Source organism: Paractinoplanes tereljensis, from assembly GCF_016862435.1.
GTDB classification, from domain to species: Bacteria; Actinomycetota; Actinomycetes; order Mycobacteriales; family Micromonosporaceae; genus Actinoplanes; species Actinoplanes tereljensis.
The window spans coordinates 26,005-48,184 of the sequence record NZ_BOMY01000063.1 but is presented as its reverse complement, the minus strand read 5'-3'; the positions used below and the strand labels follow the sequence as shown (position 1 = coordinate 48,184).

The following is a 22,180-nucleotide window of genomic DNA, read 5'->3' as shown; positions in this document are numbered from 1 at the left end:
GTATCCAGACCGAACAGCTCTGACATGACGGCGCCGTCTCCGCTGCCGTACACGATCCGCTCATACAATTCCTGGTCCACGATCCGTGGCGGCTCTTGCTCGTCCGGCCCGGGAAGCCGGATAAGCCCGCGCTCGTCGGCTGCTTGGCAGATGTACGGGCTGTGGGTGGTGACAATGAATTGGGTTTGCGGAAAATGCCGCTTGAGCCACCCACCGATCCGCTTCTGCCAGGACACGTGCAGGTGAGCGTCAACCTCGTCGATGATGACGACACCGGGGGCGGCGACAGCCATCGCTCCGTCGACAAGGCTCGCGTCGAGGTTGCCATACGCGTCGTAGACCTGCTTCAAGAGGTCGACAACGAGCGCGGCGACCGTGCGGTAACCGTCGCTCATCTCCCGCAAAGGGAAGCGGTGACCGCCCCGCTCAACCCAGAGGCCGTCTGAGTTGACTTCCTGAATGTTGTAGCCATCGGGCAAGAGTCCGTCGCCCAAGACAGCCAGCGCGACGCGCTTGAGCTGTTCAGCGCCGGGCCTCCGTTCCAGCGACCGTAGGTGCTGGTCAATGAGCCAGCCCACCCCCTCAGCGAGCGAGGCGTCCTCGTGGAAGAGACTAGCCATCCGTCCGGCGGGGCCACGTCTGAGCATCAGCCGCTGCACATCTCCCGACCCGCCGATCAGACGCCGGAAAGGCCCGTAGGCAGCGCAGAACCAGCCGACCGGATTGTCATTCCACGGCCCGTCGCCGGGCGTATCGATGACTGCCGCACCCGCTCGGGCGGACTCACCCATCGACGGCTGGCTGTCGCGCGAACCGGGGCTCTTCTGCTTCTCAACTCGCCAGCCCAGGCTGGCCCAGAACGCTTCCTCCGACGGCTGCCCACTCCCGCGGAAATGATCTACGCTCGCGTCGTAAGTCAGCCGCACGGAGGCAAACGCCGACGGCTTCACCGACTGACACCCAGCCGGAGAAGTCGGACACGAGGTTACGTGCCACACCGGGACCACCGACAGCGAGTGCCACCGCACGCAACAGCGAGGTTTTTCCTGAACCATTGCGGCCGGCCAGGACCGTCCAACCGGCGAGTGCGCCGTCAGGCCGGGTGAGGTCAAGCGTTACGTCCCGGGCGCCAAAGAACCCGCGCACGTTCCGCAGCTCGATCTCCCTGATATACAACCTGAAATCCCTTCACATCGCCGGGCCTGCCAAGCCCATCCCCGGAACACGACCTTGCCCGGCAAGGTTAACCAGACCAGTCACCGATACGGCCGTCAACGAGGCCGCACGACACCAGCAAAGTCCCAGCTCACCAAAATCACGCGAGGGCCAGACCTCGTCAGCCGAGCTCGGTCCAAAAAGTGACTGACGGGCCGTAGTCCTCGGCGGTTTCGACGTGCACGGTCAGCTCCGGGTAGCGCAAGGACAGCACCCCGCGCCAGCACACGCTGATGTCGGCGGCCAGGCCGGCCAGGGAATCCTCGTACGGGTCGGTGTCACAGTTGGCGAAGAAGTCGTACAGCTTGACCGCGTTGACCACCGACTCGACGCGGGCCGGCTCGTCCGGGTAGCGCTCGAACCACTCGTCGACATTCGCGGCGTTGAAGCGCTCGGCCAGGAAAACCCCGCCGCGATAGGTCACGGTCGACGGGTTGTACAGCCAGCCGGCCGCGATCGTCGCGCCGACGGCTGCGTCCTGGTTGAGGTAGTCGGTCGGCGTCCAGGTGACCGCGGCATCGCCCCAACCATCCCGCCACTTGACGAAAAAATCAGGCAGCGGACGTACGCCGTCGTGGCCCCGCTCCGTCATGGGATCTCGTCCGGTGTGGCCGGGCGGACGTGTCGCTGCTCGCGCACGAAGACCTCTCCAGTGTTCGGGTTGACGTTCCGATCGTATTCAACGACGTGCGGAGTCGGGACGCCGCCGTGGTCACGGCCGGTCAGGTCCACCCGTTTGACGGCGTTCCCGTCATGGTCGTACACGGTGTAGTTGGTGATGTCGCCGGTCTGCGGGTCCCGTTTGTAGAGCGTGCCGTCCGGCGGCCCGCCCTTCTGCGGCAGCTTGCGGCCCTTGAACTCCTGACCGTTCTTGATCTGCTCGGCGGCCTTGGTCGGCTTCTTCCCGCCCGGACCTTTCTTACCTCTGCCACCGCGCCCGAGCCGGCTGAGCAGCTCCTTCAGCTTCTCGATCAGCTCGCCGACCTTGCCGGCCACGCCACGCAGCTTGGCCAGGCTGCTGATCAGGTCTTTCAGCCACCGGGCGATCCGGGCCGCCCACGACGCGCACAGCGTGGTCACCTGCTCGACGACCAGCGGCGCCGCGAAACCGAGCGTCCCGGCCAGCTCGGCGGCGTACACGATCAGCCGGGAGACGAGCGTGGCGATCGCGTCACGCACCATCATCCGTACGCCCGCAATCAGGAACCCGGCCGCCTCGGTGATCGTTCCCAGGGTCTCGGCGCCCTGCGCCAGACCGCCGATGGCGCCTTTCTGCTGTTCCACCCAGGTGCGGTAGGCGTCGGCCGCCGCCCCGGTCCACTCGCTGACGTCGAAACGCATCGCGCGGTCCAGATCGTCGACCCGGTCGTGCAGGGCGCCGGCGACGTTCTTCCAGGTCTGCGCGTGCGCGGCGATCTGAGCCGCGTCACCCGCCAGCCAGTCGAGTGCCTCGGACAGCGGCTTGACATGCTCGATGATCCAGGCGATGCCGTACTGCAGGAGCGCCCCGACCGGGTCGGAGACGAACGCGAGCGCGTCGAGGCCGGCCGACACCGCGCCCAGGGTGCCCTCGATCCAGCTGCCGTCCTTGACCCCGCGATAGAGAAGCTGGATGTCCTCGGCGATCCAGACGCCGGCCCACGGATCGACCGGGGTATCAACCCTGCTGGCAACCAGCGGATTGCCGGTGCTCAACGGGTGTTCCGGAGCCGGTCGGCCGCGTTGCCGTCGGAGGTGTCGTAGTCGGCGGCCACCGCCCGCACCTCGGTCGCGGTGTCGTGCACCGAGGTCGCCGCCGTTCCGATGCCGTCGATCACCTGACTCTGCAGAATATTGAGCAGCGCCGGCACGATCTGGCAGAGCTGCCCGTACGCCCCGGAATCGGTCCGGACGGCCTCACCGGCCTGTTTCGCGGTGGTGAGCCCGTCGCCGATCCCGTCGAGACGCCCGGCGTGCGTCACCAACTCGGCCGAGTTGACCTGCACCTCGCCGCTCACTCGGGGTCGCCGGCGGCGATGCGGGCGTTCAGCCCGGCCATGATGGCTTTGCCGGTCTCGCTGTCGGCGCCCACCGTCTCCGCGGTGACCTCGCCGTACTGCCGCACCAGGTCCGCTTGCGCGGCCCGAAGGGCCACCATGATCTGCCGGGCGGTGGTCGCGGCAGGCTGCCGCCGAATCGCTTCCTCCAGCCGTACGGCGGTGAGCTGCCCGTTGGAATCGACCGTCACCTCGACGTCGCCGTCGCCGGCCCGTCCCGTGGCCGAGAGTTGGGCGGCGCGTTCGGCGAGGGCTTTTGCTTGGGCGGCCCGCTCGGCGAACCCGCGCTCCCACTCGTCGATCCGATCCACCGCCAGCGAGGACCACAGCTCGTCCGACATCGCACCTCCACATCGACGAACCTCACTCTAGGCGGGAGGCGCACGCCTCCTCCACCTCTCGGCATGGAGGTTGACACGCATCGTTAGGCTGGCTGCGTGTCGACAGTGAGGTGCTCCCGCAGCCGCTGCTTGATCGCGCCAAGGGCAGTGGAGACGCAATGACGCAATCATTGCGTTAAGGTGGATCCCATGTTGTACCCGCTTCCGGCGCTGACCGCCGCCGACGAGGCAGTCCTGGCCGACATCGACCAAATGCGCCAGGCCTTACGCCACCAGGTCCAGGCCAACCCGTCGAAGTGGTCCCTCGGCCTGCGCAAATACCTGACAGCCGATGCTGTGGCCGCGTCGAACTCGATCGAGGGATTCCGGGTTTCCACCATCGACGTCCAGGATCTGATGGACGGCGAGCGAGATGTCGACGTCTCGGACGAGAATCGCGAGGAGACGCTCGCCTATCAGCAGATGATGACCTACATCCAGACCCTGCACGACGTCGCTGACTTCTCGTACAGCAAGGGCTTGCTGAACGCCCTGCATTGGATGCTGCAGGGACACCGCCACGCTCGGCGCAAACCGGCCGGCCAATGGCGCGGTGGGCCGGTCTACGTCACCGACCCGCGGGATCCAAGTATCGCCGCCTACACCGCACCCGACGCCGCCGAGGTTCCCGACCTGATCGGTGAACTGGTGGCCTGGCTGAACACCGACGACGGCACTCATCCGCTCGTACAGGCGGCCATGGCGCACCTGCATCTGGTGTCCATCCACCCGTGGGCCGACGGCAACGGCCGCATGTCCCGCTCCCTGCAGACCCTGCTGATCGCGCGGGAAGGTGTACTCGCCCCGGAGTTCTCCTCCATCGAGGCGTGGCTCGGCCGGCCCGGCAACACCTGGGAGTACTACCGGGAGCTGGAACGCCGAGGAGCCACCTACCGACCCGACCAGGACGTCTCGTCGTGGATTCGGTTCAACCTCATCGCGTACCACCAGCAGGCGCAAACCGTGCAAGCCCGCTTGGACCGGTCGGCCGCGGTGTGGGAACTTCTGACGTCGTTCGCGGCGTCCGCCGGCCTGGACGAACGGGTCGTCTCCGCACTGCACGACGTCGCGGTGGTCGGCCGAATCCGCCGAACCCGATACGAGCAGGCCGAAGGCCTGACCCTCCAGCAGGCACAGCGCGACCTACGCGATCTCGCCGGCACCGGCCTGCTCGAGCCGGTCGGTCGCACTCGGGCGCGGTACTACGCAGCGGGGTCCCGCTTCCCCGAGCAGGTACTCGAGGTCGCTCGGAAGCCGCAAACCCTGGCAAACCCGTATCCATCGTCAGCGTGATCAGTAACTGGCCTCTGGAGGCGGTCACGGAACCTGGCCTATTCTGGCGGCGTGGGTGAGGCGGGGGAAGAACTGGGCCGCCTTGAGGCCTTTACCTACCTCACCGTCCCCGAGCGCGCCGCCTACCTGGCGATCATGCGCCTGTTCACCGCCTCGCTGATGACCGACCTCTCCGCCCAGCAGGTCGTCGAGGAGCTCGCCGAGCACGGCACCGAGCTCACTCTCGACGCCGCCGTGAGCCGGCTCAATCAGCTTGTCGGCTGGGGCAATCTCCTGCCCAGTTCGCACACCGTGCGGGTGAAGAGCATCGAGGAGTACCAGCGGGCCCGCTCCCGCTACCAACTCTCGCCGCTGGGTGAGCGGGTTCAGCGGCACGCCGACGACGTGCTGGCCAGCGCGGACGCCGCCCGGGAGATCAGCCGGGAACTGCTCGGTCTGATCAACACCGGGCTGGCCGAGCTGGCCGATCGGGTCACCCGGCCGGGTGGCATCGATGCGGGTACGGCGCGGGAGTCGGTGGCGACGATGTTCGCCCAGTTCTGGATGTTCCGGGACTCGGTGCGGGATTTCTACGCGTTCCTCGGGCAGGTGCTCGCCCGGTTCGACCTGGACAGCGTCGAGTACGGCGGTTTCAAGGACCTGCTGCTCGACTACGTCGACTCGATCACCGAGGAGGTCGTGCTGCTCGCGCCGCGGATCGAACACCACCTGCAACGACTCTGGCCGTACGTGCCGGAACTGGTGGAGACGCTCCGCGCCGGTGGGCTCGCCGGGGCGGCTGCCGAGCTGGGGATGGCCGTGCAGCGCAGCCACGGGCACGACGTCGCCGACTGGGTGGCGCTGCGGGCGTGGTTCAGCGATGTCGACGGCCGCCGCAGTGAGGTGACGCAGCTGCGCGACGCCACCATGCGGGCGTTGCAGTCGCTGCTGGCCAACGCCAAGCGGATGATCCGCTCGTCGGGTCAGGGTGCGTCCCGCCGCCGGGAGTTGCTGCGCCTGGCCGCCTGGCTGGACGCGGCCGACGAGGACACCGCGACCGACCTCTTCACGGCCGCGTTCGGGCTGTACCCGGCACGGCATCTGGGGCTCGCCGCCGACCCGGAAGCGGTGGTGCCGGCCACGGCGAGCTGGTGGCCCGCCGCCGCGGTCGAGGTCCCGGTCGCGCTGCGGGAACGCGGGACCCGGGCGGCGCGCGGGCGGACATCCGGTCTCGCCGACCGCAGCGCGCAGCAGCAGGCCCTGGTCGAGAGGGCGGCCGCCGAACAGCAGCGCCGCACGGCCGCCGCAGCCGAGTTGCTGTCGGCCGCGCACGATCTGCCGGGGATGAGGCTGTCCAGCACGGCGGTCCGCCTCCTGCTCGAGCTGGTGGCGCAGGCGCTCGGCGCCGGCGACCCGGCACTCGGCAATGCCGCGACCCTGCAGCTGGACCTCGGCCTGCGCTGCGAGCTGATCAGCAAACCGCGCCACACCCTGACCCTGCGCTCCGCCGACGGCGACTTCACCGCCAACGACATCGACATCGCGATCACCCGCCTGGAGGAGCAAGGTGGCTGAGGACCTCGATATCGCCCTTGCCACCGAGCGCCGCCGGGCCGTCCGCGCCCTGCTCGCCAACCCGCTGCTGCTCACCGAACACCCCGACTTCCCGTTGGTCCGGCGACATGCCGAATGGTTGAAAAGCTGGTTCGGCAATTTCCTCGGCTATCGGCTGGTCGTCGAAGCGGGCTTCGCCCGCCTTTTCAAGGCCGGCATGGAACCCGGACGGGGAAGGCCGCTGCGGCGCTCCACCGGGCCGTTCACCCCGAGGATGTACGCCTACCTCACGCTCGCCGTCGCCGTGCTGCTCACGGGTCCCGAGCAGGTGTTGCTGTCCAACCTGGTCGCCGACATCCGGGCCGCCGCCGTGGAGGCCGGGATCGACCTCGACGACGCCCAGCGGCAGACCGAACGCCGGGCGCTCGGCGCGGCGATACGGCAGCTGGTCGCGTGGACCGCGCTGCGCGAGGACCAGGGCACGGTGGCCGGTTACGCCGAGGACGACCAGGCCGAGGCGCTGCTCACCGTCAACCGCGACATCGTCGCCCACCTGCTGGCCACTCCCCCGGGCCGGGCGTCCACCCCGGAGGAGTTCATCCAGTACGCCGCAGAGGCCGGCCCCGGCGGCCCTCGTCACGCGGTACGCCGTCGCCTGGTCGAACAGCCGGTCACCTACGTCGACGACCTCACCGACGACGAGCGGACGTGGCTGCGCCGCGAACAGCGCCGCGACGAGCGGGCCTGGCTGGAGTACGCCGGTCTACAGGCGGAGATCCGCGCCGAGGGGGTCGCCCTGCTGGACCCGGAGGACGAGCTCACCGACATGCAGTTCCCCGGCAGCGGCACGGTCGCGCAGGCCGCCCTGCTGGCGATCGGCGACCTGGTGACATCGTTGCGCCCAGAGCCGGGACCGCTGACGACCGGCGTGCCCCTGCCCATCGAAGAGCTCGACCGGGTGCTGGCCGCCCTCACCGAACGCCACGCCCGCCGCTGGGCCGGCCGATACCTCGAAGACCCATTGCTACTGCGCGAGGAGGTCGTCGCATTGCTGATCGACATGGGCATCCTGGCCCGCGGAAATGACTTTCTCCTACTGGCGGCAGCCGCCCGCTACGCGGCTACTGAGGAGCTGCGCTCGTGAGCGAAGACCGGTACCGGCTGCACCGCGGCGGCATCTCCAACGTCTGGCAGTACGACGAGCAGGTGTTCCACTTCGAGGACGGCCGGCTGCTGCTGCGCGGCAAGAACGGCGCCGGTAAGTCGAAGGCCCTGGAGATGCTGCTGCCGTTCCTGCTGGACGGTGACACCAAACGCCTCGACGCCACCGGCGCGGGTCGCACCACGTTCCGCTGGCTGATGAGCGAGGGCGCGGCCGGCGTCAACCGGCAGGGTGCCGTGTGGCTGGAGCTGCGCCGCGGCGACGACTATCTGACGCTTGGAGCGGTCATCCGCTGGTCGTCGGCCACCGCCGAGGCCAAGCTCGCCTACTTCGTCACCCCGCTGCGCGTCGGCATTGACGTCGACCTGGTGGTGGACCGCCAGCCGGTGCCGATCGACCGCCTCCGCGAGACCATCGGCGACCTGATCGGAAATGCCCGCGACTACCGCGCCCGGGTCGGCCGGGAACTGTTCGGCATCACCGATCCGGGCCGCTACCGCAACCTGGTCCACCTGCTCTACCGGCTGCGCCGCCCGACGATCGGCGACCGGATCGAGGCCGGCCAGCTCACCACCGAACTGAGCGAGGCCCTCCCGCCGATCGACGACGACGTCCTCGACTCGGTCGCACACAACCTGGACGACCTGGAGACGGTCCGCGCCGACCTGGGCCGGCTGGAGAGCACCCACGCGGCGCTGGCCGAGCTGATGACCTCGTACCGCGGTTACCTGCACGGCGAGCTGCGCCGCCGCGTCCAGGCGGTGGAGCAGGCGCTGACCGAGCTGCGTTCCCGGCGCCGGCAGAGCGGCCAGGCCGAGCGGGAGGTGGCCGCCACCGCCGACCGCGAACGCGAAACGCAAACCGACGTCGAACGCTGGGTGCAGACCGAACGGCAGGCCCGCGCGGAACTCGGTGCGCTGCGGGAGAGCGCCGGCTACCGGGCAGTGCAGGAGCTGAGCCAGCGCCGCCTGGCGGTACAGGCCCTGGAAACGGCGGCCCGCTCGGCCGAACGAGCCGCCGCCTCCGACCGGCTGGCCGCCACCGACGTGGCCGCCCGCCTGCTGTCCGAAACCGATCGCCTGGCCGCCGCCGTGGTCCGGCTCCGCGAGGCCCACCGCCACCTGCGCGAACTGGCCGCCCAGTCCGGCCTGGACAGCGGCCACCTGGGCCAGGTGCCGGAGCCCCGGCACCGCGCGGCCCCCGCCGACCCGTCGGTGCAGGTGCTGCATCATGAGCTGGCCGCCGAGGAGCTGGACACCTATGGCGACCGGCTCGGCAGCGCCGAGGAGGCGGTGCGCACGCTGCGCGCCGCGGTGGCCGACGTGCTGCGCCTGCTCGACGAGGCGGACGCCGCCGCGCAGGCCGCCGACCGCGCCGAGGCCGACCGTGATCTCCTGGAGGACCAGCTCGGAACGGCCCAGGATCGGCTGGCTGCTGTCACGACCGATCTGGTTGCCGCTAGTTCTGGTTACGCTCAGGCCGTACATCTATGGGCTTTGAATTTGGCCGGCGCGGACCTGACGGCGGTCCGCGATGCCCTCTTGGCGGATGATCCGCTTTCGGCGGAGACGCCGGGCGAGATTCGGGCGGCGGCCGAGGCCGCCGCCGAGCCGCTGCGTTCCGCAGCGCAGACCCAGCGTGATGGCCTGCTTTCGGAGCGGGCGAGGGCTCAGGACGAGCTTGATTCGGTACGGGCGGAGCACGCCCGCTGGACCTCGATGACCGACCCGTCACCGCCTCCTGCCCGGTTCCGGGAGCCGGGTGCAGTGGAGCGGCCGGGTGTTCCGCTGTATCGCTTGATCGACTTCGCCGATCACCTTGATGAGGGGCAGCGGGCCGGGCTGGAGGCGGCGCTGGAGTCCAGCGGCCTGCTCGACGGCCTGGTGACACCGGAGGGGACGCTGCTGTCTGCGGCCGATGGTGACGTGATCCTGCGGGCGGGTCCTTCTCCTGTTTCTTCGCTGGCCGCGGCGTTGGTGGCCGTTCCCGGTGCTGCGCATGTGACGCCACTGCTGCGGGGCATCGGGCTCGGGGCGCAGGACGACGCGACCAGCTGGGTTGGGCTCGACGGCGGTTGGCGGCTCGGGGTCGCGTACGGATCCTGGAAGAAAGCCGCCGCCGAATATGTCGGCGCGACCAACCGCGAGGCCCTGCGCCGCCGGCGCCTGGCCGAGCTCGCCGAGCGTCTTTCGTCTTTGTCCGGGCAGCTGACCGAGATCGATGCGCAGCTCGCCGCGCTGGAACGGGAACGGCTCGCGTTGGCCGCGGTGCTGCGCGCCCTGCCCGACGGTGTGGAGTTGCGCAACGGCTGGGTGCGGCAGGAGGAGGCCGCGGCCGCGGCCGACCGGCTGGTCCGGCAGGTCGCCGACGCCCGCCGCCGTTCCCGTGAGCTGCGTGCCGTGGCCGGGGACAGGTCGGAGCGGGCCAGGTCCGCGGCGGCCGCCCACCTGCTGCCCGCCGACCGCCCGGGCCTGACCGGGGTGGACCAGCGGTTGCGGCAACTCGGTACCGACCTACCAAGGCAGCGCCGCGACACCGCCCAGGTCGTCGCGTCGCTCGCCGCGTTCGAGTCGCTGATCGCCGGGCACAGCGCTGCGGTTGCCCGCGCGGCCGGATCAATCTCGGACGCTTCGGTGGCGGCCGAGGAGCACTTGGCCGCGGCGCAGGCGCTCGCGGTGCTGCAGGAGTCGCTCGGGGTCGAGCCGGCCGAGATCCTGCGCCGGGAGGCGTCGGTGGAGCAGCAGGTTCGCACGGCCGAGACCTCGACGCCGTTGGCTCGGACCGCCTATGAGCAGGCGCGCGACGCCCGGGTGCGGGCCGAGGAGGTACGCGACACGAGCCGTGCCCTGCTTGCCGTGCAGGAGGAGGTCGCGCTCGACGCCGGGGTGGCGTTGCCGCGAGTCCTCACCCTGCCCGGCGTCGGTGCCGCCCTCGGGGTCGCTTCCGACTGGGAGGTGCCGACCGGGACGCCCCGGGAGCGGATCCGCCAGCTGGACGAGCTCACCGGGCGGCTGCGGGAGATGCTCGACCGGCCGCAGCAGGACGTCGGTGAGAATGCGTTGCACCAGCGGTACAACGATGTGCGCAGCCGGCTGCCGGGCGGCTTCGACCTGATCTGGGAGGACCGGGACGGGGTCAAGGTCGTCGAGATCGCCGACGACATCGGGCAGCATCCGGTGGCGGTGGCTACCTTGCGGCTCGGGGCCGAGCTTGAGCAGAAACGGTCAGCGGTGGCCGAGCGGGAGAGCCAGGCTTTCGAGCGGTTCCTGCTCGGGGAGCTCGGGGATGCGCTGTCCCGGCAGGTCCGGTCGGCCGAGGCGCTGGTCAAGGCGATGAATGCGACCCTGTACTCGGTACGCACCTCGCACGGACTCGGTGCTCGGCTGGTGTGGTCGCTGCGGGACGACACCGATGCGGACACTCGGACTGCGGTTGCGCTGTTGAAGACGCCGTTGGAGCTTCGGACCCGGGAGAACAACGAGCGGCTCCGGGAGGCCCTGGCTCGAAAGGTCGAGGATGCGCGGCGGGCCGACCCGTCGGCGGGCTATGCGGTGCATCTGCGGGCTGCGCTGGACTATCGGAGCTGGTTCGGGTTCAGCGTCAAGGTCACCGACCAGGCCAACCCGGATCGGGAGCGCACGCTGTCGTCCCGGACCGCGATGTCCCAGGGTGAGCAGCGGGTGGTGTCTTATCTGGTGCTGTTTGCCGCTGCCGCGGCCCACTTCACCTCGGTCGGCGATGCCTTCCCGGCGGCGCCTCGGCTGATCCTGCTGGACGACGCGTTCGCCAAGGTGGACGAGCCTACGCATGGGCGGTTGCTCGGTCTGTTGGTGTCGCTCGACCTGGATGCGGTGCTGACCAGTGAACGGTTGTGGGGGTGCTTTCCCGAGGTGCCGTCGCTGGGCATCTACGAGTGCCTGCGCGATCCCACCCAAGTTGGGGTGGCGACTTTGCACTTCCGCTGGGACGGCCGCCGCCGGACGGTCCTCACCTCATGATTCCCGCCTCCGTTCTTCTTTACCTGGGGTCGCCCTGGCTGATGCCGCTATGGACCTCTGCGCACGATCGTCTGTCCCGCAACGGCCGGGTGGCATCCGGTAGGGTCACGCTCGCCAGTCTCTCCCCTTCGTCACGCGACGCCATCGGACACCTGCTCAACCAGGTCGTCGGCGAGACGCACCGCGTCGACCTGGCGGTCGTTGACCGCCTGCTGTCGGCCAGTGCGGCCGGCACCGGACTGCTCGACGTGGTCTCCGCTGTGGTCGGGCCGGTTCCCGACCGGCGGGCCGACGCTTCCGCCGCCCGCGCCCACCGCTCTTTGCTGCGAGACCAGGTTGCCGCTTCGCTGGCCGTCGCCGGGCTCGCGGACCGGTCATGGGCACCGGCCTGGGTCGATCTGGCGTGGCGGCACGGCCCTTCGGCCACGGTGGCGCTGGGGCTGACGATTGGCGCGCAGGCTCGAACCTGGTCGCGCGGCGAACTCGCCCAGGCCGTCACCGGCACCGCCCATGGGCTGGACGATGACACTCCGCTGACTCGGTTGGTCCTGCGCGGGCTGGCGCTGGCTCTGACCGGTGCGGCGGACTATCCGGCCGGTGCGGCGGAACGCCGGGCGCTCTGGGACTTGGCCGGCGTCGCCGGAGACACGGTCGCTACGACTGTGCTCACCTATGGTTTGCGGCCGGCCGGCGACGAATGGCTGAGACATCGCGCCGGCATCGGCGCCGAAACCCACCTGACCTTACGCGAGATCCGCCGCCTCGCTCCCCTGCGTCTCCCACCCCAGACCGTGTACGTGTGTGAGAACCCCCGGGTGCTGGAGGCCGCCGCGGACGCCGGCGCTCGCGCTGCCGTCATCTGCACGATGGGCAATCCGACCACCGTCACGCTGGCGCTGCTCGACGTTCTTGTAGCCTCGCCTGAGGTCAAGCTTGCCTATCACGGCGACTTCGACTGGCCTGGCGTTGCCATCGCTGGCCGGGTTATGGGGCGGTTTGGAGCTTCGCCTTGGCGCTTCTGCGCGGAGGACTACCGGCGGGCAGTCACGCAGACGAGGGAGCGAGGAACCCCGAGCCAAGCATTGTCCGGAGCGGCTGTCGAAACCAGTTGGAATCCCGCTTTGGCCGCGGCCATGGGCGAGACCGGCATCGCCATCCACGAGGAGGCGGTCATCGACGAACTGATCAATGACCTCGAGCCAAGAGCGCGCTGATGCGCTCCTGGATGCCAGCAGCACGTGCATCCTGGAATGTCGCCAACGCAACCTCGGCTTCTCGCCATTGCTCCTCGGCCTCTTCAATGCGGTCTATCGCTACGAGGTCGAGGGCAAGATGGTCGAGGGTAAGCGCCAACTGCCAGCTGTCCTTGAGTTGCCGATGAACGGTGGCTGCCCGCCGATGAAATGCGATGGCATCCTCAGCCTGCCCCAGTACACGAAGATCTTCCCCTGCTTCATCGAAGGCCATCGCCTCACGACTGCGGTCACCGATGGCGCGTTGCACGGTGGCGGCCCGGTGCGCCGCTTCAAGTGCTTCGGCGGGCCGTTCGGAGGCTCGTTCCACCCTGGCGTATTCGACAAGCCAGTGGGCCAGCCACACCGGGCTGTCATGTTCGTCGGCAATACCCAGGGCCCGGGTGATGGCTTGCCGAGCGTCGTCGAGCCGCCCGAGCTCCCGCAGGCTCATGCTGAGAAAGAACAGTGAATTACCCTCTTGCCCTTCATCGCCGATTTCGCGCTGCACAGCCAGCGCGTTTTCAAGCAGTTCGACAGCATTCGCAAGGTCGCCGGTCTCGTAGGCGGCCTCGGCGAGGTTGCTGATCAGTAAGGCGTGCCAACGCCGACTGCCAAGGCGTTCGAAAATGGCGAGGCTGTTCTCGAAGTGGGTGCGAGCCTCGTCGAGGCGGCGGTGACGCAGACCGAGAAGGCCTAGCGCGTTGATGGAGACTGCAGTGCCGTGGTCGTCCCCGATGTCGGTGCGGATGGCAAGCGCTGCCTGATGGTAGCGGGCGGCTTCGGCCAGATGCCGGGCCTGAAAATGCGCTTTGCCGAGGCTTTCGAGCGTCTCGGCCTCACCGTGTCGGTCGCCGACCGTACGGGCGGCTTCCAGTCCGATCTGAGCTGTGGCGAACCACCCCTCGAAGGCATTGTTGTGCATGAAGACGCTGCGCAGCACCGCAGCCAGCTGCCACGCCGTGCGCGGTGCCCTGCTGTCGGCAGCGGCACGGGTGGCGGCGATCAGGTTCTCGCGTTCGGCATCGAGCCAAGCGCCGGCCTCCGCACTGGAGGTGAACACTATCGGCACGACGTCATGCGGTGGGTCCAGCGGCACGGTGCGATTGAACGGCAGCGTCTGCGCCACGGCGGCATCGGCGGAATGCAGATACCAGCTCAAGATGCGACGCGTTGTCTCAGTGCGCTCGCCCGCATTCGCGGACCTACGCTCCTCATCGACGGCATAGGCGCGGAGCAGATCGTGCAGCCGGTAACGGCCCACCACGATCTGCTCGACAAGGTGGGCTTTCACGAGCCCGTCGAGCAAATGGCGGACCTGACCGATGGAGACGCCGGCGAGCGCTGCGGCGGCGGGCGTGCTGATGTCAGGCCCCGGATGCAGCCCAAGCAGCAGAAACATCCGAGCTACCGGGGCGCTCAGCGCGCGGTAAGACCATGCGAACACAGCTCGGACCGCATCCGCATCCTCGCCTTCTTCAGCGGTGAGCGCTTCCCAGAGCGCCGATTCGTCGCGCAGGTCCTGGATGAGCTCTCCCAATGCCATGAAAGGTCGACTCGCGGCACGTTCGGCCGCGATGCGCAGCGCCAATGGCAGGCGAGCGCACAGCTTGGCCAGCTCCGCCAACTCGGTCGGGTCGTCGCCGACGCGATAGTCGGCGGTGACGGTCTGCAGCAGCGTGACGGCGTCATCCTGGGCAAGGATCCGCACGTTGAGCCGACGACCGCCATCGAGGGCGACCAAGCCAGAGAGCATGCTGCGGCTGGTCACCACGGCGAGGCAACTGTCAGTGCCCGGCAACAGGGGACGCACCTGTCGGGCGCCCGCAGCGTTGTCCAACACGATCAAGACTTGACGGTCGGCCAACCTCGAGCGGTAGAGGGCCGCCCGGTCATCGAGATCGGCGGGAATCGCCGGGGCGGGAACGCCGAGGGCGCGGAGGAACCGGTCCAGGATCTGCGCTGGCTCGACCGGCTGGCCCGGATCATATCCCCGCAGATTGGCGTACAACTGCCCGTGGGGGAAACGGCGCCTGACGCTGTGCGCCCAGCGCAGAGCCAGGCTGGTCTTGCCGACGCCAGCCGTACCGGTGATCACCCAGAGCGTGACATCGGTGGCAGCGGCTTCATCGTCACGCAGCTGATTGAGCACACGTAGTTCCGCGACCCGATTGACAAAACCACGAACGTCGCTGGGCAGCTGCCGTGGCCGGGATTCGTTGGCGGGCTGTTGGTCCTGGTGGAAGTGCACGCCACCGAAAACATCCCGGGCCTGCACCACGTCAGCCGGGCCGGACAGGTCCGATCGGTTGACGTGCTCGGGCCCACGGCCGGGCTCATCTGGTTGGGCGCCGACCACCTTTCACTCTCCAGAAGGAGGCTCCAGGGCTGCCACGGCCCGCGCGAAGTAGTCGTCCAGCGGCTCGCCGCTGTTGTACAGCCCGGCGATGTACGCCTGGCAGCGCCCGATCAGCGCAGGGTCAAGCCAGCGATGTGCTGCCTCGAGCACGCCCTCGGCGTTGTAGATCGCTTCATACATGACCTCGGCGCCAAGGGTGTAGAGCTCCGGCACCGGCCCGTTGACCTCTGCCGGTTCGACCGCCGTCGGGCCGACGACGCGCGTGAGACCGCCAAATTCGTGCCGCAATGCGAGAACGCGCAGTTCCCACTGCAAGTACGGCGTCAATGGCTCCTCGACCACGCGCACCCGTCGAGTGGCAAAGCCGCTGTCGGCGACGCGCCGGTAATAGTCGCCGAACTCGCTCCGGCGCGCCTGCAGGACGCGCATGGAATCGTCCCATCGTCCCTGCGCGAAAGCCTCCCAGCCCTCGTCACCCGGTTCCTTGAACGTCTGCTGCCGTTCCAGCTTCCAGAAGCCCGGCGGACCGGTCCTCCAGAAACGCTTCTCGAAGTCAGCCCAGTATTGATCGAGATCAAGTCGCTCACCGGACTGACCTTCGAAGAGATCATGCATCAGGGATGTCCACCCTCGCCGCGATCATGGTCGAACGCGGGATAATGATAAGCCTCTCGCCGGGATCGATGGACACACCGTCGGGCAGACGGTCGCGATAGGAGTCGGTCAGGTCTTCGCCGATCACCGCCACGTCGCCGTTGCTGAGTTCCCAGACGTCCGGACAGCTTCCATCACCGGAGGTGTTGCCCAGTTCGTGCGAGGACTTGCCCCACCTGCGCTTCAGCTGCGCCGACGAATCAGCCTGCCACCGCTTGCCGTCCATGACGACCTCCCCAGATCGGGTAACCGCGTGCACGCCGACGGTAACATCGCGGGTATCCGGTGAAGCGCAACGCCGTGTCACTCATTCGGCATACGCCAATGGAGGGTTCCTCATGGCGAGTTCCATCTCCCCGGCGACAATCGGCACCCTCCTCGACCACGCCGCCATCGAGAAGGCGACAGGGGAGCAGGGGGCGGTAACGTCCATGATCCAATTTCTTCAGAACGAGCTGGCGGACCAACCGGCCGATCTGGCAATCGTTGAAAGCGCCCTTCGCGAGCAGTCGCCGGCCGCGTCCAGCCGGCTGGCCGACCTGCTCAACAGGCACGCCCGCAACGACCGCGGTTTCGAGGCCGAGTTCCAGGCCCGATGGGCGCACATTCAGGCCGCAGCCAACGAACGCACCGGCGTGGCCAATTCAGTGATCGGCGATGTCTCGGGTCCGGTCGTGCAAGCCCGTGACGTCTTCGGCGGCATCTCCTTCCGCGACAGTGCCCAATGATTTGCGCCCGGCAGGTAACGCCATGAGGCCGAGGTGGGTCGGGCACGTCGGTTGGATTGCGGGTGTCACAGGAGGCCTGATCACCGTGGTCCTCGGTGCTCTCTTCCTGAAGTCCGGGCTCGACGCGTCGGACAAGTGGGCCAGCGTGTTCGGAGTCTTCCTGAACGTGGCGGGCGTGGCGATCTCCGTTTACAGCATTATCGTGGCCCGCCGCTCGCCCTCCACGCCACACGCAACTGCAGCGGCGGATGATGGCGGCAGGGTAATCAACCATGTTGAGGGCACAAACATGAACGGACCTGTCGTCCAGAGCCGCGACATCCATGGTGGGCTATCAATACACCACCAGTCGGCCCCGAAGCCGCCGCAGCCCCACGGCGACGCGCGCAGTTCTCAAGATCCGTAAGGACCAGGCCCTGCTCCGCTCCAACACATCCCTTACGTCATCCGGGTGCAGTAGAAGCACGATCGCGCACGCCGTAAGGCCGTTGGCCTCACCCAAGGACGCCTGGCGGAGCGACTCGGCGTTGCTGGGCATCTACGAATGCCTGCGCGACCCTACCCAGGTCGGTGGTGGCGATGTTGCACTTCCGCTGGGACGGCCGCGGCGCACGGTCCTCACCTCACGATGCCGGCTTCCGTTCTGGCCTATCTGCGGTCGCCGGGCCTGATGCCGTTGTGGACCTCCGTGCACAGCCGTCTGTCCCGCAACGGCCGGGTCGCTTCCGGCCGGCTTACTGTCACCGAGCTCGATTTCGCGCAGCGCGACGCCCTGAGTCACCTTCTCAAGCAGGTGGTCGGGCCGCAGCACCGGGTTGACCTGGCCCATCTCAATTCACTGTTGTTGGAGAGCGCCGCCGGCCTCGGGCTGCTCGACGTCGTGGAGGCGGTTGTTGGCCCGGTGCCTGACCGGCGGGCCAACGCTTCTGCCGCCCGCGCCCATCGCACCCTGCTCCGGGAGCAGGCCTCAGCCGCCCTTTCCGTCGCCGGCCTCGCCGACCGTTCATGGGCACCTACCTGGATCGACCTGGCATGGCGGCATGGAACTGACCAGGCTGCGGTTGCCCTGGGCTGACCGTCGGGGCGCACGCCCGCACGTGGTCGCGGGGTGAGCTCGCCCAGGCCGTCACTGGCACGGCCCACGGGCTGGACGATGACACGCCGCTCGCTCGGCTGGTTCTGCGTGGGTTGTCGCTGGCTCTCAACGGCACGGCCGACTATCCGCTTGGCGCTGCAGAACGGCGTGCCTTGTGGGACGCGGCCGGCGTCGCTGGGGACACGGTGGCCACCACCGTGCTGACCTACGGCCTCCGGCCGGTCGGCGACGATTGGCTTCGCCATCGCGCCGACATCGGCGCCGAAACCCACCTGACCTTGCGCGAGATCCGCCGCCTCACGCCCCTGCGTTTTGCACCCCAGGTGGTGTACGTGTGTGAGAACCCCCGAGTGTTGGAGGCAGCTGCGGATGCGGGTGCTCGTGCGGCCGTCATCTGCACGATGGGCAATCCGACTGTCGTCACGTTGGCGCTGCTCGACGCACTCGTGGCGTCGCCGCAGGTCGAGCTCGCCTACCACGGCGACTTCGACTGGCCGGGGGTTGCCATCGCCGATCGGGTGATGGGGCGGTTCGGGGCTTCGCCGTGGCGATTCCGGGCCGAGGATTACCGGCGAGCGGTCGCATTGGCGACGGAGCGGGGAACGCCGGGTCAGGCTCTCGCCGGGACGGTCGTCGAGACCGGTTGGGATCCCTCTTTGGCAGCGGCAATGCGCGAGACGGGCATCGCCATCCACGAGGAGGCCGTCATTGATGATCTCCTGAAGGATTTATCTCCAGGTTGACGTGGACTGGCGCGTCCTCGGCACTGTCGTTGTGGTCATGGTCAGCCAAAACTAAACTGAGCCGCATTCTCTTCGGTTTCAGGAGGCACCCCTGATGCGTGAAACTCTGGCTGGGGTGGAGTTCATCATTCTGAATGCGGATGACTACCTTGCCGACTTCTCCACCCGGTTCGAACACCTCGAGCAGGATCTGTGGAAACTCGAACGCCAGCAGGAGTTCCGGGAACCCGGATATCCCTCCTGGGATGCATTCGCCGCCGGCCGCACCGAGGAATCCCTGTCGCTCGCCGAGGAAGAACGTTCCGGGATAGCCGAATTCCAGCGCGGCCTTTCCGTGCGCGGCATCATGTTGCACCGGGCAAGGCTGGTGGCCAGCCCACCCACGCCGTACCTGTGGTGGGAGTCCCATATCCTGCGCATCCGCGAGGAAGCCGGCGAACTGATCCGAGCCGTTGACGTCGAAGCCATCGCCTCCCTGGAGGCCGGGGACTGGACGCTGCCGGAAGTCGTGACACTCGGCATGACGGTGATGTACCTGGTTCAGTACGACTCGGACGGAGCCCTCTCCGGCGCTCACCGCTACGAGCAAGCCGACTTGGTGGAGACGTGGGTGCGGTTCATCAGGCAGCTGTTCGATCGTGGTGAACCATTCGGCGACTACTACCGCCGGGAGATCAAGGATGTCGTGCCCTGACCTCCGACCTGTCCGCGCATCGCCGCAGCGATGGAGAGATCAAACTCTGCGGCGTTCCATAGCGTCCTGTAAGTCGTCTGGGTGTAGCAGCAACACGATCGCCTCTCGGTCGGCCGAATAGCGAACGTCCTGCACATCGAGGAACAGCTCTCCGAAATCGACCCGGACATCGGCATCGGGATGCCCGAGCAGCATCTGCATCAGCTCAAGCCGGTCCACAACCGTCCCAGCCAGGTTGCCGCCGACCACGCATCCGCACTGCAACGTATCCCCGCACCGCGGGCACCAGCGGCTCTTAACACGGAAGCTCAGGAGCCCCGCCATAAATCCCACAATCAATGCGACCGTCACAGCCGTGATCAATGCCATTTTCGCGCTCCCGGATTTTGTTCAATTGACCTTCGCAGTAGCCTCTACACAACCGTGAACAGTGCGGCCGAACCAGAGCAGGACCACCGCACCGTTGTCGCAGGGTTGTGGCGTTCGAGCTCTTGATCAGCGGGAACGTCGAGAAAGGTCGCGAGGCATGGCGATACGTCGACACCGTTTCGCGCAACGTCGCCGGGCAGTCGGTTTCACGCAAGAACGCCTGGCCGAACGACTCGGTATTGATCGCTCGACCGTGGCCCGCTGGGAATCCGGCGAAACCGAGCCACTCCCCTGGTTGCGGCCGAAGCTCGCCCGCGTACTCGACGTTCCCATCGACAAGATCGACGAGCTGCTCGCGAAATCATCTGACGACGAACGGCTGACCTACGCCCTCGACCATCCGCAAAAGGTTGATCTCGTCGCGGTGGCCAGGCTGCGTGAACGCGTCCAGGACCTCGACCAGCGATACGACAAGGCCCCATCAACGTCGTTGCTGGCCGACGCCGGCCAAAGCCTCGGCCAGGTGTCCTTCCTCCGGACCTACGCGACCACGAGCCTGGTCCGGCGCGAGCTGTTCGCAGTCGAAGCCGAGGCGGCCACGCTGATGGGACAGCTGGTCTGGGACGCCTCCCAGCGCCGCGACCACACCAACGCACGCGCCTACTTGGATCAGGCGGCTGTCGCGGCGCGACAGATAGGCGACCCCATCGCCGAGGGCTTGGCCTCGTTACGTACTTGCTTTGTCGCGCTCTACGGCGAGAAGAATCCGCGAGCAGGCCTCGCCCTCGCGCTAAAGACAGCCACGATCACCAACAACGCCAGCCGAGTTCTCACCGGCCTGGCCATGCTTCATGCCGCCGAGGCCGGCGCCATGCTCGGCCAGCGCCGAGACTGCGAACAGGCGCTGGGCCAGGCGCAAGACCACTTCAACCGAATCGGCCTGGCGGACACCGCGATGGACCTCTACTCCCCCACTCAACACAGCCGGTTGGCCGGGTCGTGCTATCTGTTCCTCAAGGACGCCAAGCGGGCCGAACCGATCCTCGAGGGGACGGCTCGCGCGTTGAAGGACGGCTCCAAATCCCAGGCGATCGTGCTCGGCAACCTGGCGCTCGCGTGCATCCGTCAGCAGAAACTCGACGAGGCCACGGCCTGGCTGCACGGTGCCATCGACGTGGTAGAGATGAACTGGGGCGGCGGCGGCCTCAACATCGTCTTCGGCGCGGGTCGAGAGCTCCGACCATGGCGACACGAACCGATCGTCCAGGACGTCCATGACCGCCTGTTCACCCTGATGGCAGCAGCATAGGAGCGGACTTGGCCGACACGGAGATCGACCAGGCGAAGCAGGCAATCCGTCAGCGCGTCTGGGACCTGCTGGAACAGGAACACGCCGCCCCGCCTGGCGTCCACGGTCATATCCCCACGTTTTATGGCGCTGAAGCCGCCGGAAACCGCCTAGCGGGTCTCCCCGAGTGGCGGGCCGCCCAGATCATCAAGGCCGTCCCGGATGAGGCTCAGTTGCCGACGCGGGCACGGGCGCTTGCCGACGGCAAACTCGTCTACATGGCCGTGCCGCGACTCGCGGAGCTGCTGCCTTTCTACCTGCTCGACCCGCAGGCAATCGGGGTGCCACCGCACGAGGCGGCCTCGAGCGCGGTAGCTGCGACAATCGCCCGCAAGGTCGGCGTCGAAGAGATGAAGCCCGTAGATCTGATCATCTGCGGAAGCGTGGCGGTCAACCGACACGGCACCCGGCTCGGCAAGGGTGCAGGCTACTCGGACATCGAGGTCGCGCTCCTCCAAGAAGCCGGACTGATCAAGCCCACCACAACCATCGTGACTACCGTGCACTCGCTGCAGGTGGTGAATGAAGAACTGCCCGAGACCAGGCACGACTTCAGCGTCGACCTTATAGTCACACCCGAGGAGGTCATTCACTGCGAACCACCCCGCCGACCTTCGGGTGTCTACTGGGACGAGTTGACGCCGGAGATGATCAATGCGATCCCGGCGCTGGCTGCGCGGTCGCGTGGCTGAGTGCCTCACTCGATCAGGTGGCGCAAATTGATCGGGGTGCAACTGCCCGATGTGCCGGAGCACCTCCTACGTTCGGCCCATCGAGCAACATAGCCCGCGAGCCCACAATGGAGCCTTCTTGAGGAGGCTGGGATGGGCGGGCTGTTCGACGGGTTCGAGGGGTACCGGGTCGTCAGCGAATCGGAGTCACGCGACGCCTTGACGAAGGCCCACACTCTGGCTCCGTCCGCCCGAAAGCACCTTCCGTACTGGTACTCGACGCAGAACTCGCTCGGGAAGGCCATCGCCGCAGCCGGATTCAAGGCGCGAGGAGTACGGACGGAGACCGAGACAGTCGAGTTCGTGCGCCGTAGTTGACATCCACGCCCCACCACTTTGCCGACGTCGAAGTCGTGGGTGGCCCATGCACTGCAGGATCTCGGCGTCGTGATCGCCGTGGTCGAACTTCCGGCCGAGGTACAGGGCCGGGTGCGGGCGGCTCAACAGCGTCAATACCGATAACGACCCCCTGCACCATCCCGGTGCCAACATCTCCTGATGGGTAGCGCACGTGCCGGGCGACGATCAACTATTACCCGGCCACTTATGTCGCGGAGGGAAGAGTGCCACGTTTGAACGATAAGTAGTGCGCAATCCCCCGGACGGATT

The 22,180-nt window shown here is 67.8% G+C and carries 21 protein-coding genes; 11 read left to right on the top strand and 10 right to left on the bottom strand.

Annotation, left to right across the window (positions count from 1 at the left end; genetic code table 11):
- The 6 genes from Ate02nite_RS46910 to Ate02nite_RS46885 all read right to left on the bottom strand — a co-directional run.
- Positions 1-950, bottom strand: a 950-nt coding sequence (locus Ate02nite_RS46910; RefSeq protein ID WP_239148222.1) for an AAA family ATPase, incomplete at its 3' end; no start/stop codon positions are given.
- Positions 832-1,176: an ATP-binding protein gene (locus tag Ate02nite_RS49925; RefSeq protein ID WP_203814498.1), complete on the bottom strand. Its 345-nt coding sequence runs from the start codon at positions 1,174-1,176 to the stop codon at positions 832-834. The genes Ate02nite_RS46910 and Ate02nite_RS49925, both read right to left, overlap by 119 nt.
- 160 nt (positions 1,177-1,336) lie before the next feature.
- Positions 1,337-1,807 carry a hypothetical protein gene (locus Ate02nite_RS46900; protein ID WP_203814497.1) on the bottom strand — a complete coding sequence of 157 codons (471 nt, stop codon included), beginning with the start codon at positions 1,805-1,807 and terminating at the stop codon, positions 1,337-1,339.
- Positions 1,804-2,910 carry a polymorphic toxin type 24 domain-containing protein gene (locus Ate02nite_RS46895; protein ID WP_203814496.1) on the bottom strand — a complete coding sequence of 369 codons (1,107 nt, stop codon included), beginning with the start codon at positions 2,908-2,910 and terminating at the stop codon, positions 1,804-1,806. Before Ate02nite_RS46895 ends, Ate02nite_RS46900 begins: the two co-directional genes overlap by 4 nt.
- Entirely contained in the window at positions 2,907-3,212 is a 306-nt protein-coding gene (locus Ate02nite_RS46890) for a type VII secretion target (RefSeq protein ID WP_203814495.1), read from the bottom strand. The genes Ate02nite_RS46895 and Ate02nite_RS46890 overlap by 4 nt, the downstream gene beginning before the upstream one ends.
- Positions 3,209-3,592 (bottom strand): YbaB/EbfC family nucleoid-associated protein, encoded by a 384-nt coding sequence (locus Ate02nite_RS46885; RefSeq protein ID WP_203814494.1) that lies wholly within the window; start codon positions 3,590-3,592, stop codon positions 3,209-3,211. Before Ate02nite_RS46885 ends, Ate02nite_RS46890 begins: the two co-directional genes overlap by 4 nt.
- A 189-nt stretch (positions 3,593-3,781) precedes the next feature.
- On the opposite strand from Ate02nite_RS46885, the gene Ate02nite_RS46880 reads away from it, so the two are divergent.
- Genes Ate02nite_RS46880 through Ate02nite_RS46860 form a run of 5 tightly spaced genes read left to right on the top strand, consistent with a single transcriptional unit; the run spans position 3,782 to position 12,831 of the window.
- Positions 3,782-4,924: a Fic family protein gene (locus Ate02nite_RS46880; protein ID WP_203814493.1), complete on the top strand. Its 1,143-nt coding sequence runs from the start codon at positions 3,782-3,784 to the stop codon at positions 4,922-4,924.
- A 51-nt stretch (positions 4,925-4,975) separates the two neighbouring features.
- Entirely contained in the window at positions 4,976-6,478 is a 1,503-nt protein-coding gene (locus Ate02nite_RS46875) for a TIGR02677 family protein (protein WP_203814492.1), read from the top strand.
- Positions 6,471-7,601 carry a TIGR02678 family protein gene (locus tag Ate02nite_RS46870; RefSeq protein ID WP_203814491.1) on the top strand — a complete coding sequence of 377 codons (1,131 nt, stop codon included), beginning with the start codon at positions 6,471-6,473 and terminating at the stop codon, positions 7,599-7,601. Before Ate02nite_RS46875 ends, Ate02nite_RS46870 begins: the two co-directional genes overlap by 8 nt.
- Complete coding sequence (locus tag Ate02nite_RS46865; protein ID WP_203814490.1) at positions 7,598-11,617, top strand: TIGR02680 family protein; 4,020 nt, start codon at positions 7,598-7,600, stop codon at positions 11,615-11,617. Before Ate02nite_RS46870 ends, Ate02nite_RS46865 begins: the two co-directional genes overlap by 4 nt.
- Positions 11,614-12,831 carry a TIGR02679 family protein gene (locus tag Ate02nite_RS46860; protein WP_203814489.1) on the top strand — a complete coding sequence of 406 codons (1,218 nt, stop codon included), beginning with the start codon at positions 11,614-11,616 and terminating at the stop codon, positions 12,829-12,831. Before Ate02nite_RS46865 ends, Ate02nite_RS46860 begins: the two co-directional genes overlap by 4 nt.
- On the opposite strand, the gene Ate02nite_RS46855 is transcribed toward Ate02nite_RS46860, so the two are convergent.
- The 3 genes from Ate02nite_RS46855 to Ate02nite_RS46845 are packed head-to-tail and all read right to left on the bottom strand — an operon-like array spanning position 12,803 to position 16,088.
- The gene (locus tag Ate02nite_RS46855; protein WP_203814488.1) at positions 12,803-15,208 is read right to left on the bottom strand and encodes an ATP-binding protein; all 2,406 of its coding nucleotides are present in this window, start codon (positions 15,206-15,208) and stop codon (positions 12,803-12,805) included. The two genes, Ate02nite_RS46860 and Ate02nite_RS46855, sit on opposite strands and share 29 nt — an antisense overlap.
- 3 nt (positions 15,209-15,211) lie before the next feature.
- A complete protein-coding gene (locus tag Ate02nite_RS46850; RefSeq protein WP_203814487.1) occupies positions 15,212-15,823 on the bottom strand; it encodes a DUF6879 family protein in 612 nt (203 codons plus the stop codon).
- The gene (locus Ate02nite_RS46845; protein WP_203814486.1) at positions 15,816-16,088 is read right to left on the bottom strand and encodes a hypothetical protein; all 273 of its coding nucleotides are present in this window, start codon (positions 16,086-16,088) and stop codon (positions 15,816-15,818) included. Before Ate02nite_RS46845 ends, Ate02nite_RS46850 begins: the two co-directional genes overlap by 8 nt.
- 112 nt (positions 16,089-16,200) lie before the next feature.
- Between Ate02nite_RS46845 and Ate02nite_RS46840 the strand changes: the two genes are divergently transcribed.
- From Ate02nite_RS46840 to Ate02nite_RS46825, 4 genes are all read left to right on the top strand, one after another.
- Positions 16,201-16,590: a hypothetical protein gene (locus tag Ate02nite_RS46840; RefSeq protein WP_203814485.1), complete on the top strand. Its 390-nt coding sequence runs from the start codon at positions 16,201-16,203 to the stop codon at positions 16,588-16,590.
- 628 nt (positions 16,591-17,218) lie between these two features.
- Positions 17,219-17,665: a TIGR02679 domain-containing protein gene (locus Ate02nite_RS46835; RefSeq protein ID WP_203814484.1), complete on the top strand. Its 447-nt coding sequence runs from the start codon at positions 17,219-17,221 to the stop codon at positions 17,663-17,665.
- Positions 17,662-18,429: a TIGR02679 family protein gene (locus Ate02nite_RS46830; protein ID WP_203814500.1), complete on the top strand. Its 768-nt coding sequence runs from the start codon at positions 17,662-17,664 to the stop codon at positions 18,427-18,429. The genes Ate02nite_RS46835 and Ate02nite_RS46830 overlap by 4 nt, the downstream gene beginning before the upstream one ends.
- Positions 18,430-18,523: 94 nt before the next feature.
- Entirely contained in the window at positions 18,524-19,123 is a 600-nt protein-coding gene (locus Ate02nite_RS46825; protein ID WP_203814483.1) for a DUF6879 family protein, read from the top strand.
- Positions 19,124-19,162: 39 nt separating this feature from the next.
- On the opposite strand, the gene Ate02nite_RS46820 is transcribed toward Ate02nite_RS46825, so the two are convergent.
- The gene (locus Ate02nite_RS46820; protein ID WP_203814482.1) at positions 19,163-19,492 is read right to left on the bottom strand and encodes a hypothetical protein; all 330 of its coding nucleotides are present in this window, start codon (positions 19,490-19,492) and stop codon (positions 19,163-19,165) included.
- Between the two features lie 157 nt (positions 19,493-19,649).
- On the opposite strand from Ate02nite_RS46820, the gene Ate02nite_RS46815 reads away from it, so the two are divergent.
- Positions 19,650-20,801 carry an NsdA family TPR-like regulatory protein gene (locus Ate02nite_RS46815; protein WP_203814481.1) on the top strand — a complete coding sequence of 384 codons (1,152 nt, stop codon included), beginning with the start codon at positions 19,650-19,652 and terminating at the stop codon, positions 20,799-20,801.
- A gap of 8 nt (positions 20,802-20,809) precedes the next feature.
- A complete protein-coding gene (locus Ate02nite_RS46810; protein ID WP_203814480.1) occupies positions 20,810-21,532 on the top strand; it encodes a 5-formyltetrahydrofolate cyclo-ligase in 723 nt (240 codons plus the stop codon).
- The last annotated feature ends 648 nt before the right edge of the window (positions 21,533-22,180 follow it).